This is a genomic window from Streptomyces sp. NPDC050263 (assembly GCF_040655955.1).
Lineage (GTDB): Bacteria > Actinomycetota > Actinomycetes > Streptomycetales > Streptomycetaceae > Streptomyces.
This window is the reverse complement of record NZ_JBFAKW010000103.1, coordinates 1-23164: the sequence shown is the minus strand read 5'-3', so window position 1 is coordinate 23164 and position 23164 is coordinate 1. Positions and strand designations below refer to the sequence as shown.

23 protein-coding genes, 1 tRNA gene and 1 pseudogene are annotated in these 23164 nt (G+C 70.7%); 13 read left to right on the top strand and 12 right to left on the bottom strand.

Going from position 1 to position 23164, the window contains the following annotated elements; genetic code table 11:
* Positions 1-13: 13 nt before the first annotated feature.
* Positions 14-1339 carry an MFS transporter gene (locus AB0J04_RS33810; RefSeq protein ID WP_363172425.1) on the bottom strand — a complete coding sequence of 442 codons (1326 nt, stop codon included), beginning with the start codon at positions 1337-1339 and terminating at the stop codon, positions 14-16.
* A 164-nt stretch (positions 1340-1503) separates the two neighbouring features.
* Between AB0J04_RS33810 and AB0J04_RS33805 the strand changes: the two genes are divergently transcribed.
* On the top strand, positions 1504-2265 hold the full coding sequence (locus tag AB0J04_RS33805) for a phosphoglyceromutase (protein ID WP_363172424.1): 762 nt from the start codon (positions 1504-1506) through the stop codon (positions 2263-2265).
* A 91-nt stretch (positions 2266-2356) separates the two neighbouring features.
* On the opposite strand, the gene AB0J04_RS33800 is transcribed toward AB0J04_RS33805, so the two are convergent.
* From AB0J04_RS33800 to AB0J04_RS33785, 4 genes are all read right to left on the bottom strand, one after another.
* Positions 2357-2632, bottom strand: coding sequence for a ribosomal protein L7/L12 (locus tag AB0J04_RS33800; protein ID WP_363172423.1), 276 nt, complete (start codon positions 2630-2632; stop codon positions 2357-2359).
* Between the two features lie 45 nt (positions 2633-2677).
* The gene (locus tag AB0J04_RS33795) at positions 2678-4324 is read right to left on the bottom strand and encodes an FAD-dependent monooxygenase (protein ID WP_363172422.1); all 1647 of its coding nucleotides are present in this window, start codon (positions 4322-4324) and stop codon (positions 2678-2680) included.
* A gap of 121 nt (positions 4325-4445) precedes the next feature.
* Entirely contained in the window at positions 4446-4793 is a 348-nt protein-coding gene (locus AB0J04_RS33790) for a transcriptional regulator (RefSeq protein WP_363172421.1), read from the bottom strand.
* Positions 4790-5602, bottom strand: coding sequence for a hypothetical protein (locus tag AB0J04_RS33785; RefSeq protein WP_363172420.1), 813 nt, complete (start codon positions 5600-5602; stop codon positions 4790-4792). The genes AB0J04_RS33790 and AB0J04_RS33785 overlap by 4 nt, the downstream gene beginning before the upstream one ends.
* A 98-nt stretch (positions 5603-5700) precedes the next feature.
* Between AB0J04_RS33785 and AB0J04_RS33780 the strand changes: the two genes are divergently transcribed.
* On the top strand, positions 5701-5886 hold the full coding sequence (locus AB0J04_RS33780) for a hypothetical protein (protein ID WP_363172419.1): 186 nt from the start codon (positions 5701-5703) through the stop codon (positions 5884-5886).
* Positions 5887-5950: 64 nt separating this feature from the next.
* On the opposite strand, the gene AB0J04_RS33775 is transcribed toward AB0J04_RS33780, so the two are convergent.
* Positions 5951-6109 carry a hypothetical protein gene (locus AB0J04_RS33775; RefSeq protein WP_351911412.1) on the bottom strand — a complete coding sequence of 53 codons (159 nt, stop codon included), beginning with the start codon at positions 6107-6109 and terminating at the stop codon, positions 5951-5953.
* 124 nt (positions 6110-6233) lie between these two features.
* Positions 6234-6947, bottom strand: coding sequence for a phosphate signaling complex protein PhoU (gene phoU, locus AB0J04_RS33770; RefSeq protein WP_363172418.1), 714 nt, complete (start codon positions 6945-6947; stop codon positions 6234-6236).
* 325 nt (positions 6948-7272) lie between these two features.
* Here phoU and AB0J04_RS33765 point away from each other — a divergent pair, with 325 nt between their 5' ends.
* From AB0J04_RS33765 to AB0J04_RS33755, 3 genes and pseudogenes are all read left to right on the top strand, one after another.
* The gene (locus AB0J04_RS33765) at positions 7273-8610 is read left to right on the top strand and encodes an ATP-binding protein (RefSeq protein ID WP_363172417.1); all 1338 of its coding nucleotides are present in this window, start codon (positions 7273-7275) and stop codon (positions 8608-8610) included.
* Positions 8607-9287: a response regulator transcription factor gene (locus AB0J04_RS33760; protein WP_015659563.1), complete on the top strand. Its 681-nt coding sequence runs from the start codon at positions 8607-8609 to the stop codon at positions 9285-9287. Before AB0J04_RS33765 ends, AB0J04_RS33760 begins: the two co-directional genes overlap by 4 nt.
* Positions 9288-9386: 99 nt before the next feature.
* Positions 9387-9458: pseudogene (locus AB0J04_RS33755) on the top strand (DNA-binding response regulator); the annotation flags it as partial.
* A gap of 83 nt (positions 9459-9541) precedes the next feature.
* Here AB0J04_RS33755 and AB0J04_RS33750 read toward each other — a convergent pair.
* Positions 9542-10222: a DUF461 domain-containing protein gene (locus AB0J04_RS33750; RefSeq protein WP_363172416.1), complete on the bottom strand. Its 681-nt coding sequence runs from the start codon at positions 10220-10222 to the stop codon at positions 9542-9544.
* 642 nt (positions 10223-10864) lie between these two features.
* On the opposite strand from AB0J04_RS33750, the gene AB0J04_RS33745 reads away from it, so the two are divergent.
* The 6 genes from AB0J04_RS33745 to AB0J04_RS33720 all read left to right on the top strand — a co-directional run bounded on the left by AB0J04_RS33745 (position 10865) and on the right by AB0J04_RS33720 (position 17376).
* Complete coding sequence (locus AB0J04_RS33745; RefSeq protein WP_003953493.1) at positions 10865-11347, top strand: CarD family transcriptional regulator; 483 nt, start codon at positions 10865-10867, stop codon at positions 11345-11347.
* Positions 11348-11647: 300 nt separating this feature from the next.
* The gene (gene ispD / locus AB0J04_RS33740; RefSeq protein WP_363172415.1) at positions 11648-12400 is read left to right on the top strand and encodes a 2-C-methyl-D-erythritol 4-phosphate cytidylyltransferase; all 753 of its coding nucleotides are present in this window, start codon (positions 11648-11650) and stop codon (positions 12398-12400) included.
* Positions 12390-12881, top strand: a complete 492-nt coding sequence (gene ispF / locus AB0J04_RS33735; RefSeq protein WP_363172414.1) for a 2-C-methyl-D-erythritol 2,4-cyclodiphosphate synthase — start codon at positions 12390-12392, stop codon at positions 12879-12881. The genes ispD and ispF overlap by 11 nt, the downstream gene beginning before the upstream one ends.
* Before the next feature lie 163 nt (positions 12882-13044).
* On the top strand, positions 13045-14445 hold the full coding sequence (cysS, locus tag AB0J04_RS33730; protein WP_363172413.1) for a cysteine--tRNA ligase: 1401 nt from the start codon (positions 13045-13047) through the stop codon (positions 14443-14445).
* A gap of 117 nt (positions 14446-14562) precedes the next feature.
* The gene (gene rlmB, locus AB0J04_RS33725; protein WP_363172412.1) at positions 14563-15504 is read left to right on the top strand and encodes a 23S rRNA (guanosine(2251)-2'-O)-methyltransferase RlmB; all 942 of its coding nucleotides are present in this window, start codon (positions 14563-14565) and stop codon (positions 15502-15504) included.
* 141 nt (positions 15505-15645) lie between these two features.
* Complete coding sequence (locus AB0J04_RS33720) at positions 15646-17376, top strand: DoxX family membrane protein (protein ID WP_363172411.1); 1731 nt, start codon at positions 15646-15648, stop codon at positions 17374-17376.
* Positions 17377-17468: 92 nt separating this feature from the next.
* Here the strand turns inward: AB0J04_RS33720 and AB0J04_RS33715 are convergent, their stop codons facing one another.
* The 3 genes from AB0J04_RS33715 to ugpC all read right to left on the bottom strand — a co-directional run bounded on the left by AB0J04_RS33715 (position 17469) and on the right by ugpC (position 21023).
* The gene (locus AB0J04_RS33715) at positions 17469-18200 is read right to left on the bottom strand and encodes a nucleotidyltransferase family protein (protein WP_363172410.1); all 732 of its coding nucleotides are present in this window, start codon (positions 18198-18200) and stop codon (positions 17469-17471) included.
* 1020 nt (positions 18201-19220) lie between these two features.
* A complete protein-coding gene (locus AB0J04_RS33710; protein WP_363172408.1) occupies positions 19221-19691 on the bottom strand; it encodes a hypothetical protein in 471 nt (156 codons plus the stop codon).
* Between the two features lie 246 nt (positions 19692-19937).
* A complete protein-coding gene (gene ugpC, locus AB0J04_RS33705; protein WP_363172407.1) occupies positions 19938-21023 on the bottom strand; it encodes a sn-glycerol-3-phosphate ABC transporter ATP-binding protein UgpC in 1086 nt (361 codons plus the stop codon).
* Positions 21024-21240: 217 nt separating this feature from the next.
* Here ugpC and AB0J04_RS33700 point away from each other — a divergent pair.
* A tRNA-Thr gene (locus tag AB0J04_RS33700) sits at positions 21241-21313 on the top strand.
* Positions 21314-21383: 70 nt separating this feature from the next.
* On the opposite strand, the gene AB0J04_RS33695 is transcribed toward AB0J04_RS33700, so the two are convergent.
* Positions 21384-21557: a hypothetical protein gene (locus tag AB0J04_RS33695; RefSeq protein WP_363172405.1), complete on the bottom strand. Its 174-nt coding sequence runs from the start codon at positions 21555-21557 to the stop codon at positions 21384-21386.
* 150 nt (positions 21558-21707) lie between these two features.
* Here AB0J04_RS33695 and AB0J04_RS33690 point away from each other — a divergent pair, with 150 nt between their 5' ends.
* Complete coding sequence (locus tag AB0J04_RS33690; RefSeq protein ID WP_363172404.1) at positions 21708-23075, top strand: hypothetical protein; 1368 nt, start codon at positions 21708-21710, stop codon at positions 23073-23075.
* Positions 23076-23164 lie beyond the last annotated feature (89 nt).

Here is a 23164-nt window from a genome sequence, read left to right as displayed (position 1 = left end):
GCCGGGCGGGAGATCAGCCGGCGCCGAACCGGGACGTGGCCGCAGCCGCCCGACCGTCACCGCCGTCGCGGACGTCGCCGTCGCGGACGTCATCGTCGCCACGGTCGGCTGCGACGTCGGACTTCTCGTCGTCCGGCAGGCGTCGCATCAGCACCCCGTACCCGATGCCCGCCGCCGTTCCGACGACCGCGCACAGCGCCCACAGCCACTCCGCGCCGAAGCGGTCGATGACGAAGCCGGACATCACCGGGGCGACCAGGGAGGCCACTGCCCACGAGAGCGTGTACATGCCCTGGTAGCGGCCGCGCCCGTGGGCGGGGGAGAGGCGGACGACGAGTCCGGTCTGGGTCGGTGCGTTGACGATCTCGGCGAGCGTCCACACACAGACGGTGAGCGCGAAGATCCCGACCGACCCGGCGAACGCGGTGAGCCCGAACCCGTACCCCGCGAGGACGGAGGAGATCACGAGCAGCCGACGCGGATCCCGGTGCTCGATGAACCGGGTGACGGGGATCTGCAACGCGACGATCAGCACGCCGTTGACGGCGATCGCCATGCCGTAGTCGGCGGGCGTGAACCCGGCCGCGCCCATCGCCACGGGCAGCCCCACGGAGCCCTGCTGGAACACGAGCGCGACGAGGAAGGACAGTCCGACGACGCCCATGAACCGCCCGTCGCGCAGCACGGTCCCGAGCCTCACGGAGTCCTCCGCCACGGCCTTGTCCTCCCGCACGGGCCGGGACTCGGGCAGCTTGAGGAAGACGACGACCGCGCACGCCAACGTCATTCCGGCCTCGAGCAGGAACCCGGCCCGGTAGCTGACCTCGGCGATGAACCCGGCGGCCATGGAGGAGACGGCGAACCCGAGGTTGACGGCCCAGTAGTTGAGCGAGAAGGCGCGGACCCGGTCCTCGGGCCGCACGATGTCGGCCATCATCGCCTGCACGGCCGGCCGGGACGCGTTGGAGGCCATCCCGACGAGGAAGGCGACGCCGGCGATGGCGACCGGATGCTCCACGAAGCCGAGCAGCGCCACGGAGGCGGCGGTGGAGGTCTGCGCGACGAGCAGCGTCGGCCGCCGCCCGAGCCGGTCCGCCATGACCCCGCCGCCGAGCGACGAGACGACCCCGCCCAGCCCGTGCAGCGAGGCGACGAGTCCGGCGTAGGAGGCGGAGTACCCGCGGTCGAGTGTCAGATACAGCGCCATGAAGGTGGCGACGAAGCCGCCGAGCCGATTGACGAGGGTGCTGGTCCACAGCCACCAGAACTCCCGGGGCAGCCCGGACAGGCTCTCCCGGACGGCACGTCTCAGGACGGCGACGGCGACGGCGGCTGGCATGGCGGATCCCCCGGAAATGTAAGCGGCGCAGGCGGCGACCAGAACTTACGAGGAGAGGGGCGAGCCGAGCCACTCATTTAACAGATCCGGTCAATCGGGAGGGGGCGCGTCCGCAGTACGAGCAGGCGCACAACGGATCGGAGCGGTGGATTACGCTCATACGCATGGCCGACGCACCGTACAAGCTGATCCTCCTCCGCCACGGCGAGAGCGAGTGGAACGCGAAGAACCTGTTCACCGGCTGGGTGGACGTCAACCTCAACGAGAAGGGCGAGAAGGAGGCGGTCCGCGGTGGCGAACTCCTGAAGGATGCCGACCTCCTCCCCGACGTGGTCCACACCTCGCTCCAGAGGCGAGCGATCCGCACGGCCCAGCTGGCCCTCGAATCCGCGGACCGCCACTGGATCCCGGTCCACCGCTCCTGGCGCCTGAACGAGCGCCACTACGGCGCCCTCCAGGGCAAGGACAAGGCGCAGACCCTCGCGGAGTTCGGCGAGGAGCAGTTCATGCTCTGGCGCCGCTCCTACGACACCCCGCCCCCGCCGCTGTCGGACGACTCGGAGTTCTCCCAGTCCGCGGACCCCCGCTACGCCTCCATCCCCCCGGAGCTGCGCCCCCGCACGGAGTGCCTCAAGGACGTCGTCGTCCGGATGCTCCCCTACTGGTACGACGGCATCGTCCCGGACCTCCTGTCCGGCCGCACGGTCCTGGTCGCCGCCCACGGCAACTCGCTCCGCGCCCTCGTCAAGCACCTCGACGGCATCTCCGACGCCGACATCGCAGGCCTGAACATCCCGACGGGCATCCCGCTGGCCTACGAACTCGACGCCGACTTCAAGCCCCTCACCCCGGGCGGAACCTACCTCGACCCGGACGCGGCGGCGGCCGCAATCGAGGCAGTGAAGAACCAGGGCAAGAAGAAGTAACGCGACACCGATAAGCCCCCGACCTGCGAGGTTCTCGCGGGGCGGGGGCTTTTTGGTGGGGCTGGGCCGTGAGCTGCTTGATGGACCGTCGTCAGGGCTTGAGGAAGTCCGGCGGCGGCTGTTCCCTTGCTTCCGCCTCGGCTCCCGCGTCGCGGAGTGCCGCGACCGCTGCCTCGGCATCTTCCTGCGGTACGCCGTCGAGAACCACGGCGGGTATCTGTGTCGCCAGAACCTTGCTGTGCCAGAGGCTCAGGCCGGTCAGCCGGCGTATGGCCTGGGCGACGTCCAGGACGTGGACACCAGGGTCGGTGAGCACTGCGTCGTGGGGTACGTCGTCGCACACCAGTAAGAAGTACTCGTCCGTCATCGGCCTTCCCGCCTTCCCGGGGCGGAGTGTACGGGCCCGCAGTCGTCAGTCGTGCTGTTGCGCGGTCTCCGGCGGGGACCAGGTCGTCGTGTAGTCCGACACGGCCGTCGTCGTGGCTGCGAGGGGGAAGCGGGCCGCCAGGTAGCCGTCTGGGCGGATGATGAAACCGGTGGGGCCGTCGGGGCGGTAGAGGCGGGCGAACTGGGCCGCGGTGTCGCGGTAGGCGGGGACCGGCAGGGTGTCCGGGGCGGAGAGCGTCGGGGTGGATTCGCGGGCGAGGACGACGATCGTCCGGATGTCGGGCGTGGCGGCCTTCGCCGCTTCGGCGGGGTCGGTCGCGTAGAGGAGGAGTACGTGGTCCGGCCGGTCGCGCAGGATGTCCAGCAGACGCCACGGGTAGGCGGCCGCCGGGGTGGTGAGGCCGGGGCAGTCGGGGGCGCGGTCGCCGGGTTGGGGGGCGTCGGGCGGGCCGTGGGGGGCGGTGGCCAGAGGGCCGTTCCGGTAGTCGATGAGGAGTTGGGCCTCGCGGAGCAGCAGGGTGCGCGGGTCGTCGGGGTCGGTTTCGATGCCCTGGGTGGCGTGCCGGACGGTTCGGCCGACGACCTCCTCGCCGACCGGGCGGCGCTCGGCGTCGTAGGTGGCGAGGAGGGCGGGGCCGGCCTCCCCCTTGAGGACCAGGGCGAGTTTCCAGGCCAGGTTGCAGGCGTCCTGGATGCCGGTGTTCATGCCCTGGGCGCCGGTCGGCGGGTGGATGTGGGCGGCGTCGCCCGCGACGAAGACCCGTCCGTCGGCGTAGCGGTCGACGATGCGGTGGCTGATGCGGAAGACGGAGGACCAGCGGAGACGGGAGAGGAGCGCAGGCTTGGGGGCCAGGCGGTCCACGACTGCCTGGAGGTGGTGGAGTTCCGGGGTGCGGTCGCCGTCGCCTTCCAGGCCGTGGGCCACGCCGTCGTCGCCGACATCGCTCCCCGGCTGCGCGGAGAGTTCCGGTGGGACCAGCATCGACATGCGGTAGCGGCCGGCGCCGGGCAGGGGGATGCAGACCAGGACGTCGTCGGTGGCGCCGTCGGCGGTGCGGTGGAGGGAGCGCAGGCCGTAGCCGTGGGGCAGGTCCCAGTCGGCCTCGACATCGCCCAGCATGTACTCCTCGGCGAAGGCCGCCCCCTCGTAACTGAGACCCAGCCCCTTGCGCACGGTGCTGTGCGCTCCGTCGCAGCCGATCAGATAGCCGGTCCGGAACTCCGACTCCGCGCCGGAGGCGGTGCGCAGGCGCGCGGTGACGCCGTCGTCGTCCTGGGTGAACGACAGCAGTTCGGTGCCGCGTTCGATGATCGTGCCGAGGCCGGCCACGTACTCCTCCAGCAGGCGCTCGGTCTCGTACTGCGGCAGCGCGGCGAACTCGTAGGGCACTTCGGGCGGCAGGGTGAGGTCGATGCGCGCCTGTTCACGGCCGTTGACGTAGATCAGCTGGCCGCGCAGCACCGAGGCCGCCTCCAGGACCGGGCGGGCCAGTCCCATCCGGTCCCAGATCTCCAGCGTGCGCGGCTGAATGCCGACCGCCTTCGCGTACGGAAGCCGGGCCGGCAGGCGGTCGACGAGCCGGCAGCGCACCCCGTGCCGGCGCAGTTCGGCGGCCGCGCTCAGTCCGACCGGACCGGCCCCCGCGATCAGCACGTCGGTCGCATCGGTCACGTCCGTTACGCCGGTTGCTCCGGTGTGTGCCACGGGTGCCTCCCGATGCCGGTGCGCGTAGCCCGACGTCCATGGTCGCCCTGAGGGGCGCGGACTGCGACCCGGGCCCGCCGCCGCGGCGTCAGCGACCTTCCAGCCGTTGGACCAGCGCACGCAGGGCCCGCAGCTCCGCGTCCAAGGCCTGCGCGCCCTCGCGGGTGAGGGAGATCCAGGTGCGGGGGCGGCGGCCGGCGTAGCCCTTCTCGATCGTGACGAGACCCGACTCCTCCAGGACCTTCAGGTGCCGGGAGAGGTTTCCGTCCGTGACGGCCAGTTGCTGTTTCAGGAAGCCGAACTCGACCCGGTCGGCCTCGCGGGCGACGGTGAGGACGCCGAGCCGTACGCGTTGGTGGACGGTGTCGTCCAGCGCCTGGGTCGGATGGGGCTCCTCGTGGCCGTCCCGCACGGCGATCGGGTCCTCGACGCTCATGCGGTGACCGTACCCGCCGACGCTGTCCGCCGGCGGACGAGCGTCCACTCGGCCAGGCCGGCCACCAGCAGGACGGCGGCCAGGAGGAATGCCTTGGCCTGCGGTCCGTCGGTCCAGCCGGGGCCGGCCGGGTGCGGCCAGGGGAGCCGTCCGCTGCTCCGGGACCCTCCGAGGTAGCCGGTGAGCAGCAGGGCGTGCGCGGCGCCGCCGGTCGCGGCGATCCAACTGCGTTCGACCACGCCGAGGGCGAGGAGTCCGATGCCGACCAGGTACCAGGGGGAGGCGTACGCGTTGCTCAGCAGGTCGACCCGCAATGGCTGGTTCCTGCTGAACAGGAACGTCAGCAGGGCTGCCGTGACCGCCGCCGTGGCCACGGCGGTGACGCCGGTCCAGGCGCGCCGGCGCGGGACGATGCCGCGGGTCTCGCCCCGCAGGCGGTACCAGCGGGCGACGACGAACCATGCCAGCGGGAGCAGCGCGAACCACACGCCCCAGGCCGTGAAACGCAGCGTCGCGCCGTCGAACTCGCCCTCCAGGCAGGGGGTTCCCGGTTCGTGGACCACGCACAGGCCGGTCAGCTCGGCGTAGGCGAAGTCCGGGTAGGACGCGATGTTGCGCCCGTGCGCCGCGAAGTTGAAGGCGTACCGGGCGACCGGGACGGCCGCGAGCGCCAGCAGGCCGAAACCGAGGAGGGCCGCCCACGCGCCGTTCAGTTGCGTACGGGTTCTGACCCGCAGGCCTTCCGCGGCCGCGAGCAGTCCCGCTGCTGCTGCGGGTGCGGTCCGTTCGCCCGTGATCGGTTCGCCCATGATGTGCCCCCTGTCGATCGATCGCCCTCGGCCCATCAACTCTGCAATGCAAAGTACATTGCGGTCAAGAGTTAACCGAGACGACCGAGGCGATCGAGGTGATCGAGGTGATCGAGGTGATCGAGGCGACCGAGACGACCGAGACGACCGAGGCGATCGAGGTGATCGAGGTGATCGAGGTGATCGAGGCGACCGAGGCGACCGAGGTGACCGAGACGACCGAGGCGATCGAGACGACCGAGGTGACCGAGGTGACCGAGGCGATCGAGACGACCGAGGCATGACGAAGGCCCCGGTGCCTGATCGGCACCGGGGCCCTTCAGCCTCGTACGTTTGCTTCGCGCGGCCTCAGCCGCACTGGCAGGGGCCGCCCGACTGACATCCGCAGCCGCACCCGGATCCGCAGCCGCACGCGGCGATCAGCGTCAGGCTTCTGATCTCGGCGGGCTGCTCGGTCGGGCGTTCCTGCGTGGGGTCGGGGGTGGGAGCGATGGGGGACTCGGCCATGGGTTCCTCCCGGAGGCGTAGGGCCTGTGCCCATTCCATGCCCGTTCCGCTGGGCGCATCAACGGCGCACAGTGGCTCGACCCACGCCCCCGGCCGCCCCGCTCGAGCAGGGCCCGAGCCGGGCTCAGGCCCCCTCGGCCGCCGTCCCCGTCCCCGCCGAAGGCTGGATGTCCGGCTGGATGTCGGGCTGGAGCTCGTCCGCGTGCTCACCCGTGACCAGGAAGACCACGCGCTTGGCGACGGCCACCGCGTGGTCGGCGAACCGCTCGTAGTAGCGGCCCAGCAGGGTGACGTCGACGGCCGTCTCGATGCCGTGCTTCCAGCGGTCGTCGATCAGGTGCTGGAAGAGCGTGCGGTGCAGCAGGTCCATGGCGTCGTCGTCGGCCTCCAGCTGGAGGGCCAGGTCGACGTCCTTGGTGATGATGCACTCCGCGGACTTCGCCATCAGGCGCTGCGCGAGCTGACCCATCTCCAGGACGGTGGCGTGCAGGTCGTGCGGGACCGCGCGGTTCGGGAAGCGCAGCCGCGCCAGCTTCGCCACGTGCTGGGCGAGGTCGCCCGAGCGCTCCAGGTCGGCCGACATCCGCAGCGATGTGACGACGATCCGCAGGTCGGTCGCGACCGGCTGCTGCCGCGCGAGCAGCGCTATCGCCCGCGCCTCCAGGTCGTGCTGGAGCTCGTCGACCTTCTTGTCGGCCTCGATGACGCTCTCGGCCAGCTTCAGGTCGGCGTCGAGAATGGCCGTCGTGGCGCGCCCGATGGCCGACCCGACCAACCGGGCCATCTCCACCAGGCTGTCGCCGATCGAGTCCAGTTCCTCGTGGTACGCGTCCCGCATCAGGGTTCCCTCTCGTACGTCGTTCGTCGTTCTCGGGGTTCGGCTTCGGGTTCGCTTCCGGGGGCCGGAAACCGGCCGCGGAACCAGGTCGGAACCAGGTCGGAACCAGGTCGGCATCAGGTCGGAACCAGCCGCCGGACCGGTGCTGACCGGCCTGGTCACCGGTGCTGCGAACCCCACGGTCCCACGCTCTGCCCCGTACGCGTCGATTTCCGGCACCTCAAATGAACCATCACTGGCTCCAAGGTGAACTCTGGGCGACGAGTGTTCGAGCTCGCACCTCGATGGCTGTGGCCAAGACGGATGCCATGCCTAACCTGGGTGCATGGACGTGAACGCGGCGGTCGCCGCAGCGGCAGCGATCGCCGGGGTGCTCACCGGTGTCATCGCCATGCTGGCGTTCCGCTGGAGCGAGCGGGAGCAGAAGCGCCCCACCCGCACCTCCCTGCACACGGACCCGGTGCTCCCGCCGGGTGTGGACACCGTCCTGTCCGTGCTTCGCTCCTCCGCGGTCGTGCTCGACGAGGCCGACGCCGTCGTCAAGGCCAGCTCCGCCGCATACGCCCTCGGGCTGGTGCGCGGCGGCAAGCTGTCGGTCGAGCCCATGCTCAAGATGGCCCGGGACACCAGGCGTGACGGAGAGATACGCCAGGTGGAGCTGGACCTTCCCCGGCGCGGAACCGGGCGCGGCGAGGCCCTCGCCGTGTCCGCCAGAGTGGCCCCGCTGGGCTCCCGGCTCGTGCTGCTGCTCGTCGAGGACCTCACCGAGGCCCGTCGTATCGAGGCGGTCCGGCGGGACTTCGTGGCGAATGTCAGCCATGAGCTGAAGACGCCGGTCGGCGCGCTCTCCCTCCTCTCCGAGGCGGTCATGGACGCCTCGGACGATCCGGAGGCGGTGGAGCGGTTCGCCGGCCGTATGCAGATCGAGGCCACCCGGCTGACCAGCCTGGTCCAGGAGCTCATCGACCTTTCGAGGGTCCAGAACGACGATCCCCTCGAGGACGCCGAACCGGTCGGCATCGACGAACTCGTCGCCGAGGCCGTCGACCGCTGCCGGCACCAGGCGGGGACCAAGCAGATCACCATGGCCGCCGCCGGCACGGCCGACCTGCGCGTCCGGGGCAACCGGGGCCAGCTGGCCGCGGCACTCGGCAACCTGGTCGAGAACGCCGTCAACTACTCGCCCGCCCGCACCCGCGTCGGCATAGCCGCCCGCCGGGTCGCCGCGCCGGGCGGGGACCTGATCGAGATCGCCGTGACCGACCAGGGCATCGGCATCTCCGACAAGGACAAGGAGCGCATCTTCGAGCGCTTCTACCGCGTCGACCCGGCCCGCTCCCGGGCCACCGGAGGCACCGGCCTCGGGCTGGCGATCGTCAAGCACGTGGCCGCCTCGCACGGCGGGGAGGTCACGGTGTGGAGCGCCGAGAACCAGGGCTCCACGTTCACCCTGCGGCTGCCGGAGGCGGGCGTGGCCCGCGACCGTGCGACTCAGCATCCGGACCCGGACGAGGTCGACGTCGAGGACGCCGACGACATCGACGAGGTCACCCACTCCTCTGCCCACTCCTCTCCTCCCCCCTCACCCCCGGCACCACCCCGCGCCTCTTCCCCCGATCCGACCGCGTACCAGACGCTTTCCGCCCCGGAGGTCCATCCGTGACCCGAGTGCTCGTCGTCGAGGACGAGGAGTCCTTCTCCGACGCCCTGTCGTACATGCTCCGCAAGGAGGGCTTCGAGGTCGCCGTCGCGACCACAGGGCCCGACGGACTGGACGAGTTCGAGCGCAACGGCGCCGACCTCGTCCTCCTCGACCTGATGCTGCCGGGCCTGCCCGGCACGGAGGTGTGCCGTCAGCTGCGCGGCCGCTCCAACGTCCCCGTGATCATGGTGACCGCCAAGGACAGCGAGATCGACAAGGTCGTCGGGCTGGAGATAGGAGCCGACGACTACGTCACCAAGCCCTTCTCCTCCCGCGAGCTGGTCGCCCGCATCCGGGCCGTCCTGCGCCGCCGCGGCGAGCCGGAGGAGGTGACCCCGGCGGCCCTGGAGGCCGGCCCGGTCCGGATGGACGTCGACCGTCACGTCGTCACCGTCTCCGGCTCCAAGGTCGACCTCCCCCTCAAGGAGTTCGACCTCCTGGAGATGCTGCTGCGCAACGCGGGCCGCGTGCTGACCCGCATGCAGCTCATCGACCGGGTCTGGGGCGCCGACTACGTCGGCGACACCAAGACCCTGGACGTCCATGTCAAGCGCCTCCGCGCCAAGATCGAACCGGACCCGGGAGCTCCGCGTTACCTGGTGACGGTGCGCGGCCTGGGGTACAAGTTCGAGCCGTGAGCCGGGGCGTGAGCCGGGGCGTGCTCCGGTCGGCGGACGGAGTCCGGCGCAGTACCCCGCAGCCTGCGCAGCGGTGCAAGGGGTGCGTCGGGGGTGGGGCTCGAACCGGACCCGGGAGCCCCGCGTTACCTGGTGACGGTGCGCGGCCTGGGGTACAAGTTCGAGCCGTGAGCCGTGAGCCGGACCGGTCGGAACGTGCGTGAGGGGCGGCACCCTGCACAGGGTGCCGCCCCTCACGCATACGGTCGTGCGGCTCAGTGGCCGGCCGCCGCCGTGTCCGAGGAGCTCGGGGAGGCCGTGTCGGACGGCGCGCCCGACTCGGACTCGGACGTGCTGCCCTCGGCCGCCGACCCGGAGGGCGACGCCTCGCCGGACGGCGACTCCGAGGAAGCGCCCGCGGCGCTCTCCGACGCGGTCGGGACGGCGGTCGGGCCCCACTTGGAGAAGTAGCTCTCGGCGGGGACGACGAAGGCGCGCAGGCTGACCTCGCCGGTCTCGCTGAAGGTGAAGGTGACCTTCTGCGCGTTGCCGTCCTGGACGGCCTCGCTGCTGCTCTCCAGGACCGCGGAGGCGTTGTTCGCGCCGCCGATGACGACCGAGCCGCCGGCCGGGACGGTCAGCTTGCCGTTGCCCGTGGCGGGCTTGAGCTCGGCGGACCGGTCGATGCCGTCGACGCTGATGGAGTCCAGCGTCTGGGCGTGGTCACCGCTGTTGAAGACGGTCGCCGAGATCACGGCCGGCCCGGTCGACTCCATGTCGGGCTGGGTGATGACGAGGACGTTCTGCAGCTTGATGTCGCCGACGCTGGTGGCGGCGTTGTCCGGCTTGATCTCCAGGGTCTGGGAGTCGTTGCCGGCCGCGCAGCCGGCGAGCGAGGCGATCGAGAACGCGATGGCGGAAGCGGCGAGGGCGCCGCGTCGAAGGCTGCTGCTCACGGCGGCGGCAACTCCTTGAACGCATGGGGCGGCTTTTCTGTGTATAAAGCCGCTCTAAGGGTCTGTCAGCGGCCTCAGGTTACCGAGCCGTTCCCACGCCGCCGCACCCGACCCGCCTCTTGAGCCATCCCGGGCCCCGACGGAGGCGTCGGCCGCTCTTCGGCACCCCCCGTCCCGGGCGCCGCGACCGACCCGCGAGTCACGTTGACTTCACCTGTCGTCTTCCCGCCGGTAGGCCATTCACATAAGCGTGCTCGACGTCCGCTCACGGATTTCCCGTGAAGGAATACGAGATCGCCCGCGGAATTGATCACGGGTCCGGTCGAACGGTCGATGATCAATTCCGGAAACGACCCGTATCCGGCCACGCACGCCGAACGGAGTAGCGGAAGTCGCACGCTTGGAAGTGGACATATGTGGACGTTCGACCGTTCGGGCGGGCCTCCGGATGTGTGTAACGTACGCGTTTCACCCCCCACGGAGAGCCGCTCCGACCTGCGAATACCTGCTTCCGCGGACCCCGCGCAGCACGTTCCTGTTAGAGTTGTCAAGCCCCGAGATATGCCCTGACCTGCGAAAACGCCATTCAGAACCCGCAGTTTCCGTGTTACCCTGGATAGCCACGGAAGGGGTACCTGTCACATGACGTTCAAGGTTGGCGACACCGTGGTCTATCCCCATCACGGGGCCGCGCTGATCGAGGCCATCGAAACTCGCCAGATCAAAGGCGTGGACAAGACCTACTTGGTGCTGAAGGTCGCCCAGGGCGACCTGACGGTACGTGTGCCAGCGGACAATGCGGAGTTCGTCGGCGTGCGTGATGTGGTCGGTCAGGACGGGCTGGACCGGGTCTTCGAGGTGCTGCGCGCGCCGTACGCCGAGGAGCCCACGAACTGGTCGCGTCGTTACAAGGCAAATCTGGAGAAGCTCGCCTCCGGCGATGTCATCAAGGTCGCGGAAGTCGTGCGTGACCTGTGGCGTCGTGAGCGCGAGCGCGGACTCTCCGCAGGTGAGAAGCGCATGCTCGCCAAGGCCCGCCAGATCCTGGTGAGCGAGCTCGCTCTCGCGGAGAACACCAACGAGGACAAGGCAGAAGCCCTGCTCGACGAGGTTCTCGCGTCCTGAAGTCGGCTGTCTGCCCGAGACCGGCCTCAGCACACTGAAGAACACTGAAATGCCGCGGTGCCCGATGACGTATTTCCCGTCGCCGGGCGCTGCGGCATGTTCGTGCTCGCTTACCGCAGTGCGCACTGCTTCGGTGAAGGTGCTCCCCCGATACTGGCGATACTGGTCCCTGTACTGCTGTGCCGGGCCCGGGCTGCTGCCTCGACCGGTGCGTCACGGAAGGGTCCGGTCAAGGCGTCGCGCCCGGCACTTCCCAGGCCATACCCACGTAGGCCGAGCACACAAACCTGACAGGAACCGATGTCTGACGATTCACGTCCTTCCCCGGCGTCCGCCCGCACGGCTGCGGTGATTCCGGCCGCCGGCCGAGGTGTCCGCCTCGGTCCGGGCGCCCCCAAAGCACTCCGCGCGCTGAGCGGCACGCCCATGCTGATCCACGCGGTGCGCGCCCTCGCCGCCTCCCGCGCCGTCTCCCTGGTGGTCGTCGTGGCCCCGCCGGACGGCGCCGCCGAGGTGAAGTCGCTGCTGGACGCGCACGCGCTGCCCGACCGCACCGACTTCCTGGTCGTCCCCGGCGGCGACACCCGCCAGGAGTCCGTGAAGCTGGGCCTGGACGCGCTGCCGCCCGGCCACGACATCGTGCTGGTCCATGACGCCGCCCGGCCGCTGGTCCCCGTGGACACGGTGGACGCCGTCATCGAGGCCGTACGCGACGGCGCCCCGGCCGTCGTCCCGGCGCTGCCGCTCGCGGACACCGTCAAGGAGGTCGAACCGGCCGCGACCGCCGGCGACCCCGAGCCGGTCGTGGCCACCCCCGAGCGGGCCCGGCTGCGTGCCGTGCAGACCCCGCAGGGTTTCGACCGGGCCACGCTGATCCGCGCCCACGAGACGGTCACGGACAACGTCACCGACGACGCCGGCATGGTGGAGCGGCTCGGCCTGACGGTCGTCGTCGTCCCCGGTCACGAGGAGGCCTTCAAGGTCACCCGCCCCCTCGACCTGGTCCTCGCCGAGGCGGTCCTGGCCCGCAGGAGGCTCAACGATGGCTTCTGAGCCGCTGTTGCCGAGGGTCGGCATTGGCACCGACATCCACGCCTTCGAGGAGGGCCGCGAGCTGTGGTGCGCGGGCCTGAAGTGGGAGGGGCAGGGCCCCGGCCTGGCCGGGCACTCCGACGCGGACGTCGTCGCGCACGCCGCCTGCAACGCGCTCTTCTCCGCCGCCGGACTCGGTGACCTGGGCCAGCACTTCGGCACCGGGCGGCCCGAGTGGTCCGGCGCGTCGGGCGTCACGCTGCTCACGGAGGCGGCCCGGATCGTCCGCGAGGCCGGCTTCGTCATCGGCAACATCGCCGTGCAGGTGGTCGGCCCCCGCCCCAAGATCGGCAAGCGCCGCGACGAGGCGCAGAAGATCCTCTCGGAGGCGGCGGGCGCCCCGGTGTCGGTCTCGGGCGCGACGACGGACGGGCTGGGATTCCCGGGCCGTGACGAGGGGCTGATGGCGATCGCCACGGCGTTGGTGGCCCGCACCGGCTGAGCACCCCTGCCCGTGGTGCCTGTCCTGCCCGTGCTGCCTGTCCTGCCCGTGCTGCCTGTCCTGCCCGTGCTGCCCGGCGTGCCTGTGCGGGGGCATGTCACGAATGTGTGGCCGTGGGGGGAAGGGGCTCGGGGCACTGTCCGATGCCCACTACCCTGGAGTGGTGACTATTCGCCTGTACGACACCAGTGCCCGGCAGATCCGTGACTTCGCCCCGCTTCTGCCGGGTTGTGTCTCGATCTACCTCTGTGGCGCCACCGTGCAGGCGGCCCCGCACATCGGGCACATCCGGTCGGGCCTGAACTTCGACATCATGCGCCGCTGGTTCGCCTACCGCGGCTACGACGTCACGTTCATCCGCAACGTCACCGACATCGACGACAAGATCATCATCAAGTCGCACGAGCAGGGCCGCCCCTGGTGGTCCATCGGCTACGACAACGAGCGGGCGTTCAACGACGGCTACCAGGCCCTCGGTTGCCTCCCGCCGACGTACGAGCCGCGTGCCACCGGGCACGTCCCCGAGATGATCGAGATGATGCGCGGCCTGATCGAGCGGGGTCACGCCTACGAGGCCGACGGCAGCGTCTACTTCGACGTGCGCTCCTACCCCGGCTACCTGGCGTTGTCCAACCAGGACATCGACGATCTGCGCCAGCCCGCCGAGGAGGGCATCTCCGGCAAGCGCGACCCGCGCGACTTCGCGATGTGGAAGGCGACCAAGCCCGGCGAGCCCGACTGGGAGACGCCGTGGGGCCGCGGGCGTCCCGGCTGGCACCTGGAGTGCTCGGCGATGGCGCACAAGTACCTGGGCACCGTCTTCGACATCCACGGCGGCGGCCTCGACCTGATCTTCCCGCACCACGAGAACGAGATCGCCCAGGCCAAGGCCTACGGCGACGAGTTCGCGCGGTACTGGGTGCACAACGCCTGGGTCACCATGAGCGGCGAGAAGATGTCGAAGTCCCTCGGGAACTCGGTGCTGGTCTCCGAGATGGTCAAGCAGTGGCGCCCGATCGTGCTCCGCTACTACCTGGGCACCCCGCACTACCGCTCGATGATCGAGTACAGCGAGGAGTCGCTGCGCGAGGCCGAGTCGGCGTTCGCGCGGATCGAGGGGTTCGTGCAGCGCGTCGTCGAGAAGGCCGGGGGAGTCGTCGAGCCCGCGGCCGAGGTGCCGCCGGCCTTCGCCGAGGCGATGGACGACGACCTGGGCGTCCCGCAGGCGCTGGCCATCGTGCACACGACGGTCCGGCAGGGGAACTCGGCCCTCGCCGCCGACGACAAGGAAGCCGCCGTGGCCCGCCTCGCCGAGGTCCGCGCCATGCTCGGCGTCCTCGGCCTGGACCCGCTCGACGCGCACTGGGCCGGTGAGGAGAGCCGCGGCGAGGATCTGCACGGCGTGGTCGACAGCCTCGTCCGGCTCGTGCTCGACCAGCGCGAGTCGGCCCGCGGGCGCAAGGACTGGGCGACCGCGGACGCCATCCGCGACCAGCTCACCCAGTCCGGACTGACCATCGAGGACGGACCGCAGGGCCCGCGCTGGACGCTGGGTCCGCGTTAGTCCCGTCCTTGATCGACTGTGCCGCCCGGCCGTCCGGGCGGCACACTGCACAAGACGGCCGCAGCGCTGCGGCCGGACAAGACGTGTACGTACGAAGCTCACGGAGACGAGTCACTCATGGCAGCCAACAACCGCCGCATGTCCGGCAAGAAGGGCGCGCAGGTCGGCAGTGGCGGCCAGCGGCGCCGGGGCCTGGAGGGCAAGGGGCCGACCCCGCCCGCCGAGATGCGCAAGAAGCACAAGGCGAACCGCATCGCGACCGCCAAGGCGAAGCAGGCCGTGCGCCGGCCCGCGCAGCGCGGCCGTGGCGGCAAGGGCACGTCCGAGATGGTCGTCGGCCGCAACTCCGTCGTCGAGGCGCTGCGCGAGGGCGTGCCCGCGACGATGCTCTACGTGCAGCAGTTCATCGACAACGACGAGCGGGTGCGCGAGGCGCTCCAGCTCGCCGGTGAGCGCGGCGGCATCCACCTCATGGAGGCCCCGCGTCCCGAGCTGGACCGGATGACCAACGGCCTCAACCACCAGGGTCTGGTCCTCCAGGTCCCGCCGTACGAGTACGCGCACCCCGAGGACCTTGCGGCGGCCGCCTACGACAACGGCGAGGACCCGCTGATCGTCGCCCTCGACGGGGTGACCGACCCGCGCAACCTGGGCGCGGTCGTCCGCTCCGTCTCCGCCTTCGGCGGCCACGGCGTGGTCGTCCCCGAGCGTCGTGCGGCCGGTATGACGGCCGGCGCCTGGAAGACGTCCGCCGGTGCGGCCGCCCGTACCCCGGTCGCCCGCGCGACCAACCTGACCCGGGCCCTGGAGGCCTACAAGAAGGCCGGCATCGTGGTCGTCGGCCTGGCCGCCGACGGCGAGTCCGAGGTCGGCGAACTGGCGGCGCTGGACGGCCCGGTCGTCATCGTCGTCGGCAGCGAGGGCAAGGGCCTGTCCCGACTCGTCGGCGAGACCTGCGACCACCGGGTACGGATCCCGATGCCGGGCGGCACGGAATCGCTCAACGCCGGTGTGGCGGCGGGGATCGTGCTGTACGAGGCGGCTCGGCGGCGGGTCTGAGGGTCTGAGGGTCTGAGGGTCTGGACAGGATTCCGTGAGTTCACCCGAATGGGTTAATCCGGGCGGGTAGTGCAACCTTGACGGAGTCCGGACAGATCTGGCGGGTCAAAGCAGTGTCCTAAACACACGTCACTCGGTTAGATGAGTGTGGACACCAGAACACCCCGCACACCCACGGGGGGCCGCTCGTCGGGATTCGATGCCGGATCCGGATTCGATGACGCTCCCGCGCTGAGCATGGTGAAGGTGCCGAGCGATCCGGCGCAGATCATCGTCAGCCACGCGAGTTTCCGCGTGCAGTTGAACGCGTCGGCGCGGCGTAACCAATCCCCGCGGATCGCCCGGCACGTGAGCGCCATCGAGGACACCGCGCGCATCCCCGTCGTCGGGGCGGCGGGCAGAGCGGGCGCGGCGGGCGCCGCTTCGGGGGGCCGTCGGCGGGCCGTCGTCTGGAGCGGCAAGTCCGCCCCGGACGACACCGGCGCCCACCGGCTGCTGCAGGCGGTGCGGGCAGGCAGCGTCGGCCACGGCGAACCGCCCGCGGCCGACGCCGGAGCCACCCAGGTCATTCCCCGCGTCGACGTCGACGACCGGGGCTACGACGGCGACCTCGCCGCGCAGACCCTCGAAACCCCCATCGTCGGCGCGCAGCGCGCCCCCGCCGCCGGCGAGAACCGCCTGCTGCCGAACATGCGCACCGTCGGCAGCGCCTACGACGAACCCGCCTACGACGACGCCCGGTTCGAGGACTTCGGCGAGGCGGACGGCGGTGCGGACGGCGGTGCGCACGGCGGTGCGGACGGCGGTGCGGACGAAGCCCCGCGCAGCCGTCGGCAGGGCGACGACCTCGCCCGGCACGCCTACTATCCGGGCCGCCGGATGAACCTCGGCGTGGTCCTGCTGCCGCTGCGCATCTTCCTCGGCTTCATCTCCATCTACGCCGGCATGGGCAAGCTGTGCGATCCCGTCTACTTCGACGGCGGCAAGCGCGGCTCCATGGTGAAGTGGCTGAACACCCTGCACCCGTGGGAAGTCGCCGAGCCGCTGCGCCAGTTCGCGCTGCACCACCCCGTAGGCTCCGGCCTCGTCATCGCCTTCCTCCAGGTCGTCGTCGGCGTCCTCACGGTCCTGGGCTGCTGGCAGCGGGTCGCCGCGGTGGTCGGCGCCGGGCTCTCGGCCGCGCTCATCGTCACCGTCAGCTGGAAGACCGTCCCGGTCTACGACACCCCCGACATCATCTACCTCGCCGCCTGGTCGCCGCTGATCATCGCCGGCGCCCCCGTCTACTCGGTCGACGGCCGGCTCGCCGCCGGCGCCTGGCGTCGACTCGGGCCGCGCTCCGACCTGTGGGAGCTGCGCCGTTACGTGCTGCGCCGCGGCGCGCTCGTCACCGCGATCGCCGTCGGTCTGACGCTGCTGGTCGGCTCGCTGCTCGGCGGTGCGGTGCGCGACGCGGACCGGGTGGTCGTCCCCGGCCCGGGCGAGCCCCCGCGCAACGAGCTGCCCGGCTCGCCGCTGCCGGAGGAGTCCGGCACGCACAAGGCCTCCCGGAAGCCGGACGCGGCCACCTCGCCGACCCAGGGCGCGACGTCGGCGGCCCCGACGGCCGGCACGGACAGCGAGCCCGCCGAGGAGCGGGACTCCTCCGACCCGGACGACGCCGGCGGGCCCAGCCAGACGCAGGGCACCGCGGGCCAGGCCCCGCCCGAGGAGTCCGTTCCGGTGGAGGAGGCTCCATCGACCAGCTCCGGTCCCACGTCGGGCGGCTCGACGAGCAGCTCCGGTGGCGGCGGCGGTTCGACGAGCGGTTCGGACGGCGGCGGGTCGTCGTCCTCGGGCCAGCCGGGGCTGGTGGGCGGGCTGCTCGGGTAGGACGTCTCGTCACCGGCCCTGAGCACATGGCGAGGGGGTGCCGCGCGCGGATGAGCGCGCGGCACCCCCTTTCAGCTGTTCCGTCGGTGTCGTCAGCGGCCGAGGGCCGCCAGTTCCTTCGCGGCCTCGGTGAGGTCCTTCGCGGTGTCGATGGCGCGCCAATACGCCCCTTGCGGGAGCGGATAGCCGGCCAGCCGCAGCTCACGGGCCAGATGCGGGAACGTCGTCCGCTCGTGGTCGCCGCGCGCGGGCAGCAGACCCGCGAACTCCGGGGAGAAGACGTAGACGCCCGCGTTGATCTCGTAGGTGGTGGGCGGGGCCTCGATGAAGTCCGTGATGTGACCGAACCCGTCGGTCTGCACGGCTCCCCACGGAATGCGCGGACGCGCCAGCGCGAGCGTCGCTATGGCATCGCGCTCGGTGTGGAAGTCGGCCATCTCGCGCAGCGAGAAGCGGGTCCAGATGTCGCCGTTGGTGGCGTACCAGGGCCGGTCGGGGTGGGGCAGGTGGGCGGCGGCGTACTTCAGGCCGCCGCCGCGGCCGAGGGGCTCGGTCTCCACGACGGTGGTGACCTTGACGGGCAGCTCGGCCGACTTCAGCCAGTCCTGCAAGACCTCGGCGAGATGGCCGCAGGAGACGACGACGTCGGTGACGCCCTCCTCGGCGAGCCAGCGGAGCTGATGGCCGATGATCGGCGTCCCCGTACCGGGGATCTCGACCATCGGCTTGGGCCGGTCGTCGGTGTACGGACGCAGCCGTGACCCCTGGCCACCGGCCAGGATGACGGCTTGAGTGGGGCGAGACGCGGCACGCGGATCGGTCATGCCCGCACTGTACGTGGCCCGACTTCCGAGACACGCGGGTCCCCCGAGGCGGGGCCCCACGACGTGCGGTTGCCTTGGCGGGGGCTGCCGCGACGTGCGGTTGCCTTGACGGGAGGCGGCTCCGACGTGCGGTTGCCTTGGCGGGAGGCGGCTCCGACGTGCGGTTGCCTTGGCGGGAGGCGGCTCCGACGGGCGGTTGCCTTGACGGGACTGTTCCCGGGCGAGTGCTTCGAGCGCGAAGGAGACGTCCCGGGGCCGTTCCCATACGGGGAGAAAGCCCTCCGGCTCGTAGCCGTCGACGTAGTTGTTGCCGTGGTGATCAAGGGCAACTACCCGGAAACCCGCCTCGCGCAGCGGTCGTAGCAGCCACTCCATGTCGCTGCCCGAACCTCCGGTGCCGTGAGAGACGACGACCAGCGGAGCGGGTGCAGCCTGTGGGCGGCGGCTCGGCTCCCACCGGTAAAGACGGACCGGGCGCGGACGAGTCGGATCCCGCAGGTCACGGCGGGACTCGCCGTGCAGGACACGTATCAGCGGCTGTCCCTGGTCAGAGATCATCATGGCGGCATCGTAGGGAGGTCGCTTGTCCTGAGCGCTGGTCTTCCAGCCCGGCGGGTGCTCTTGGCTTCGCGGTCGGGTTGTGGGCCCAGCGGCCTGGTTGGACCGTGCCGCGTTTGGCGCGGGTCCTCAGCACCGGCCATCGGTTCGGCTTCTTGATCGCGCGCGGGCAGTTCCGATTGCGCCGGGCCGGGAGGAGACGTGCGCGTGCCTCTCGCCAGGCCTCGGTGAAGGAACGGGTGAGCCTGGCGGTGGTCGCTCCGAGCTGGGACGGGATGCTGCGGCGGATGATGCGGACGCACTTCAGGTAGGAGATACGGTCGGCGTCCACTGGTGGGCGGGCGAGCGCGGCTGTGTGGGCGAACTGGCGGATCGCGTGGTGGACGAAAGCAACTGCATTGGCCGGTGTGCGGCCCCCGGGAAGGGGCCGCGTGGTCCGGGGCGGCCGCCTGGGCCGGTTGTTCAGCCCCGGGCCGCCAGGACGCCGGAGGCGAAGGCTGTGTCGCAGACGGGGCGGGAGAAGGACTGGGCGCGTGAGGGGCCGTACGCGCGGACCGCCGCGCGGCCGAGGGCACGGGCGATGGAGGAGCAGTGCCTGGCCAGCGACGGCTTGCCGTTGACCGCGGCCTGGAGGTGGGTCAGGGCGACGCCCGGGTCCTTCTCCTGGAGCTCGGTCAGCAGCTGGTCGCGCAGGACGTCCTGCGGGGCCTTGGCCGCGTTGTGCGAGGACTGGTGCGCGGCGGAGACGTCGGAGGCGGTGAGCACCGAATCCGAGGGGTCCCCCGACCAGTTGACCCGGGTGACCGCGAGGGTCCCGGAGAGCACCATGACGACGGGCAGGACGAGGGCGAGCGAGCGGCCGATCCGGCGGGCTGGGCCGCCCTGGCCGCAGCGCGTGCGCTGGGTGGTGGAGTAGTTCGCGGAGTGCTTCACGCGTGAGAGGGTAGCGTGCAGTAATGATTTGGCGACATTTAGTCACCCGGACGGGGGATGAAGGAGTGCTCCTTTTTGGGTAGGGGGTTGACGAGTGCCTGTCGAAATGTCCGCTCTGCCGGGGATTCTGCGGGCATGGAAAAGGGCCTCGCGGCAGGCTGCGGGGCCCTTTTCGTCAACCTGGGTGAATTACCCGGGTTTAATCCTTCGCGAGTGACGCCATGAGTGACGTCCTGAGCGCCGTCGTCAGTCGGAGAGGCGCTCGCCCGTCGACGTCGAGAACACGTGGGTCTCGCCCGCGCGCGGGACGACGTGCAGCGTGCTGCCCTTCTCCGGGACGTCACGGCCGCCGACGCGGACCACGAGGTCCTTCGTCTCGCTGCCGACCTGGGCCGTGCCGTAGACGAAGGCGTCGGAGCCGAGCTCCTCGACCACGTTCACGACGACCGCGAGGCCCTTCTCCTCCTCGGTGGCCACGTCGAAGTGCTCGGGGCGGACGCCGACGGTGACCGTCTTGTCGCTGGTGGAGGAGAGCGCGTCGCGCTGCACCGGCACCACCGCGTTGCCGAACTTCACGCCGCCGTCGGCGATCGGGACCTCGACGAGGTTCATCGCCGGGGAGCCGATGAAGCCGGCCACGAAGAGGTTGGCGGGCCGGTCGTACATGTTGCGCGGGGTGTCGACCTGCTGGAGCAGACCGTCCTTGAGGACCGCCACGCGGTCGCCCATGGTGAGGGCCTCGACCTGGTCGTGGGTGACGTACACGGTGGTGATGCCGAGACGGCGCTGGAGCGAGGCGATCTGCGTACGCGTCGAGACGCGGAGCTTGGCGTCCAGGTTGGACAGCGGCTCGTCCATGAGGAAGACCTGCGGCTCACGCACGATGGCGCGGCCCATCGCGACACGCTGGCGCTGACCGCCGGAGAGGGCCTTCGGCTTGCGGTCGAGGTACTCGGTGAGGTCGAGGATCTTCGCGGCCTCCTCGACCTTCTGCCGGATCTCCGCCTTGTTGACGCCGGCGATCTTGAGCGCGAAGCCCATGTTGTCGGCGACCGTCATGTGCGGGTAGAGCGCGTAGTTCTGGAACACCATGGCGATGTCCCGGTCCTTCGGCGGCAGGTGGGTGACGTCGCGGTCGCCGATGCGGATCGCACCGCCGTTGACGTCCTCGAGCCCCGCGAGCATGCGGAGCGAGGTGGACTTGCCGCAGCCGGACGGACCGACCAGGACGAGGAACTCGCCGTCCGCGATCTCGATCTCGAGTCCGTCGACGGCGGGCTTGGTGGAGCCCGGGTAGACCCGGGTCGCCTTGTCGAAAGTGACAGTGGCCATGGCTCGAAGGCCCCCTTCTACCGGCAGGAACGTGCCGGACGATCCGTTGTAGGAAGGTGGTGGTGTAGTCCACACGAGTGAACTGGCTCAGGACGCTACCTCGCGTTCGCCGGATCTGTCAGTACCTGGAGGCATGTGAACTTCGCGGAAATTTTCGACAGGGCACTCCGGTGACCTGGGTACACTGCACGGGCGCGTACGTGAACCACGCGCGCACGCCTCCTTAGCTCAGCTGGTAGAGCACCGCTCTTGTAAAGCGAAGGTCGTCGGTTCGAATCCGACAGGGGGCCCTGTGATCTACCGGCGTCAACGCCCCCACGGTCTGGGACCGTGGGGGCGTTGGCGGTGGTTCTGGGCCGTTCACCGGGCCGTGATCATCGCAACCACCGCGCCGAGGACCGCCAGGCCGGTGAGGCCGACCGCGAGCGGTTGGGCCAGGGGCGGGTGCCGGTAGGCGAGGTAAGAGAGGCCGCCGGCTGTCAGCAGACCGACCAGGACCAGGAGCAGGACGGTCAGCTGGGCGAGGGTCGACATGGTTGCTCTTCCTTGCATTCGGGCGCGGGCGGACCGACGTTCGCGGTACAAGATGACGTGCGCGCGTCCAGCGTCGAGGGCGCGGGATTGTTGCTCCAAACGCAAGAAATCCCGGAGCGGAACTTTTTTGAGAAGTTCGAGGAGAGCGTGGTGGCGGGAACCGAACCGGATCGTCCCGGCGGGCCGGAGAAGCCGGCGGGGCGGCCGCGCGGCCCGCTCGACCGCTCGGCGCTGACCCCGGAGGTCGTCGACTGGGCAGAGCATCTGCGGGAGTTGGTCGACGGGGCGTTCGTCAAGGACCGCGAGGCGGCGCACGCGCTGCGCATCGACCCGCCGGAGTTGTCGAAGTTCCTCTCCGGCCGGAAGGCGCCGGAGCGCTCCTTCGTCCGGCACGTGTACGCCGTGTGCGCCGAGAGGTGCGGGACGGCCGTCGACGAGCAGGCGGTGGAGCACGCCGACGTGCTGTACATGCGGGCGCTCAAGCGGCTCAACCCCCAGGTGTGGGAACTGCTGACGGTCCTGGACGAGCGGGACGCGGCCGTGGCGAGAGAGCGGGCGGCTCGGCGGGACCTGAGCAGGGTGCACGGCCGGTTGAGCCGGTCCGACGAAGAGGCGGAGCGGCTCCGCGACGAACTGCGCAGCGTGCGCGGTGAACGGGCCCGACTCGCCAAGAGGGTGGACGGTCTGCTGTGGCAGGTGCGCAGCCTGAAGGAGGAGGCCGTCGTCGCCGAGGCGATCATGATCGCCGAACGGGCGGCTGCCGAGCCGGAGCCACTGCTGGGGATGGACGCCCTGATCGTGCGGTGGAGCGGGCTGGCGATCGCGCTGAGCTCGCTGGTCGGTGTGGCCGGTGTCGCGGTGGGCCTGATCGGCCCGCCGCTGGCCGGCGACGGCTCGTCCTGGTGGCAGAGCGGCGGCTGGGCGGTGTTCACGGGCGCGGTGCTCTTCGGGGCGGTCGCGAGCTGGTTGCGGTACGAGGCTCTGAAGCGACTGGGCGCGATCTGGAGCGACGCGAACGCCGAGCCCGCCCTCGCGTTACTGCTCGTGCTCGCCTGCGCTGTTCCCCTGGTCCTGATGGGCTTCGGCATCCGCAGCCAGCAGAACTACCTGGACCACCGCTCGTCGGTGTCGGCCGAAGTCTCGAAATGCAAGGAGTACCGCCACTACAACTCGGAAGGCCGATACACCGGATCGTCGTACAAGTGCACCTACGCCTGGACGATCTCCGGGCACACCTATGAGCAGCGGGACTGGGCGCTGAAGAAGGACGAAGGGAAGAACACGACCGTCCTGATCGATCCGGCCGATCCGTCCGAGATGCTTCCCGACCGGCTCCTGTTGCGTGGGTACGTCCACCTGTACCTGTACGCCTTCCTCGGTCTGCTCCTCCCGGCCGGCGCCGTTCGTCTCTACCGCAAAGCCCGGCAGGACACCGCGGTTGAGGTTCGCAGGGCCCGGCGACGAGGTGTCGGCGCGACGTCCGAGAGGCTTTCGCCGGTCATGTGGAGTCGCGGCTAGTGCCGCGGCAGGCAACGTTCGCCCCGTCGCGACGCCCGGCACGCACTCTCGCCGCACCGGCCGAAAGCCCAAGTACGTCCAGTACGAGG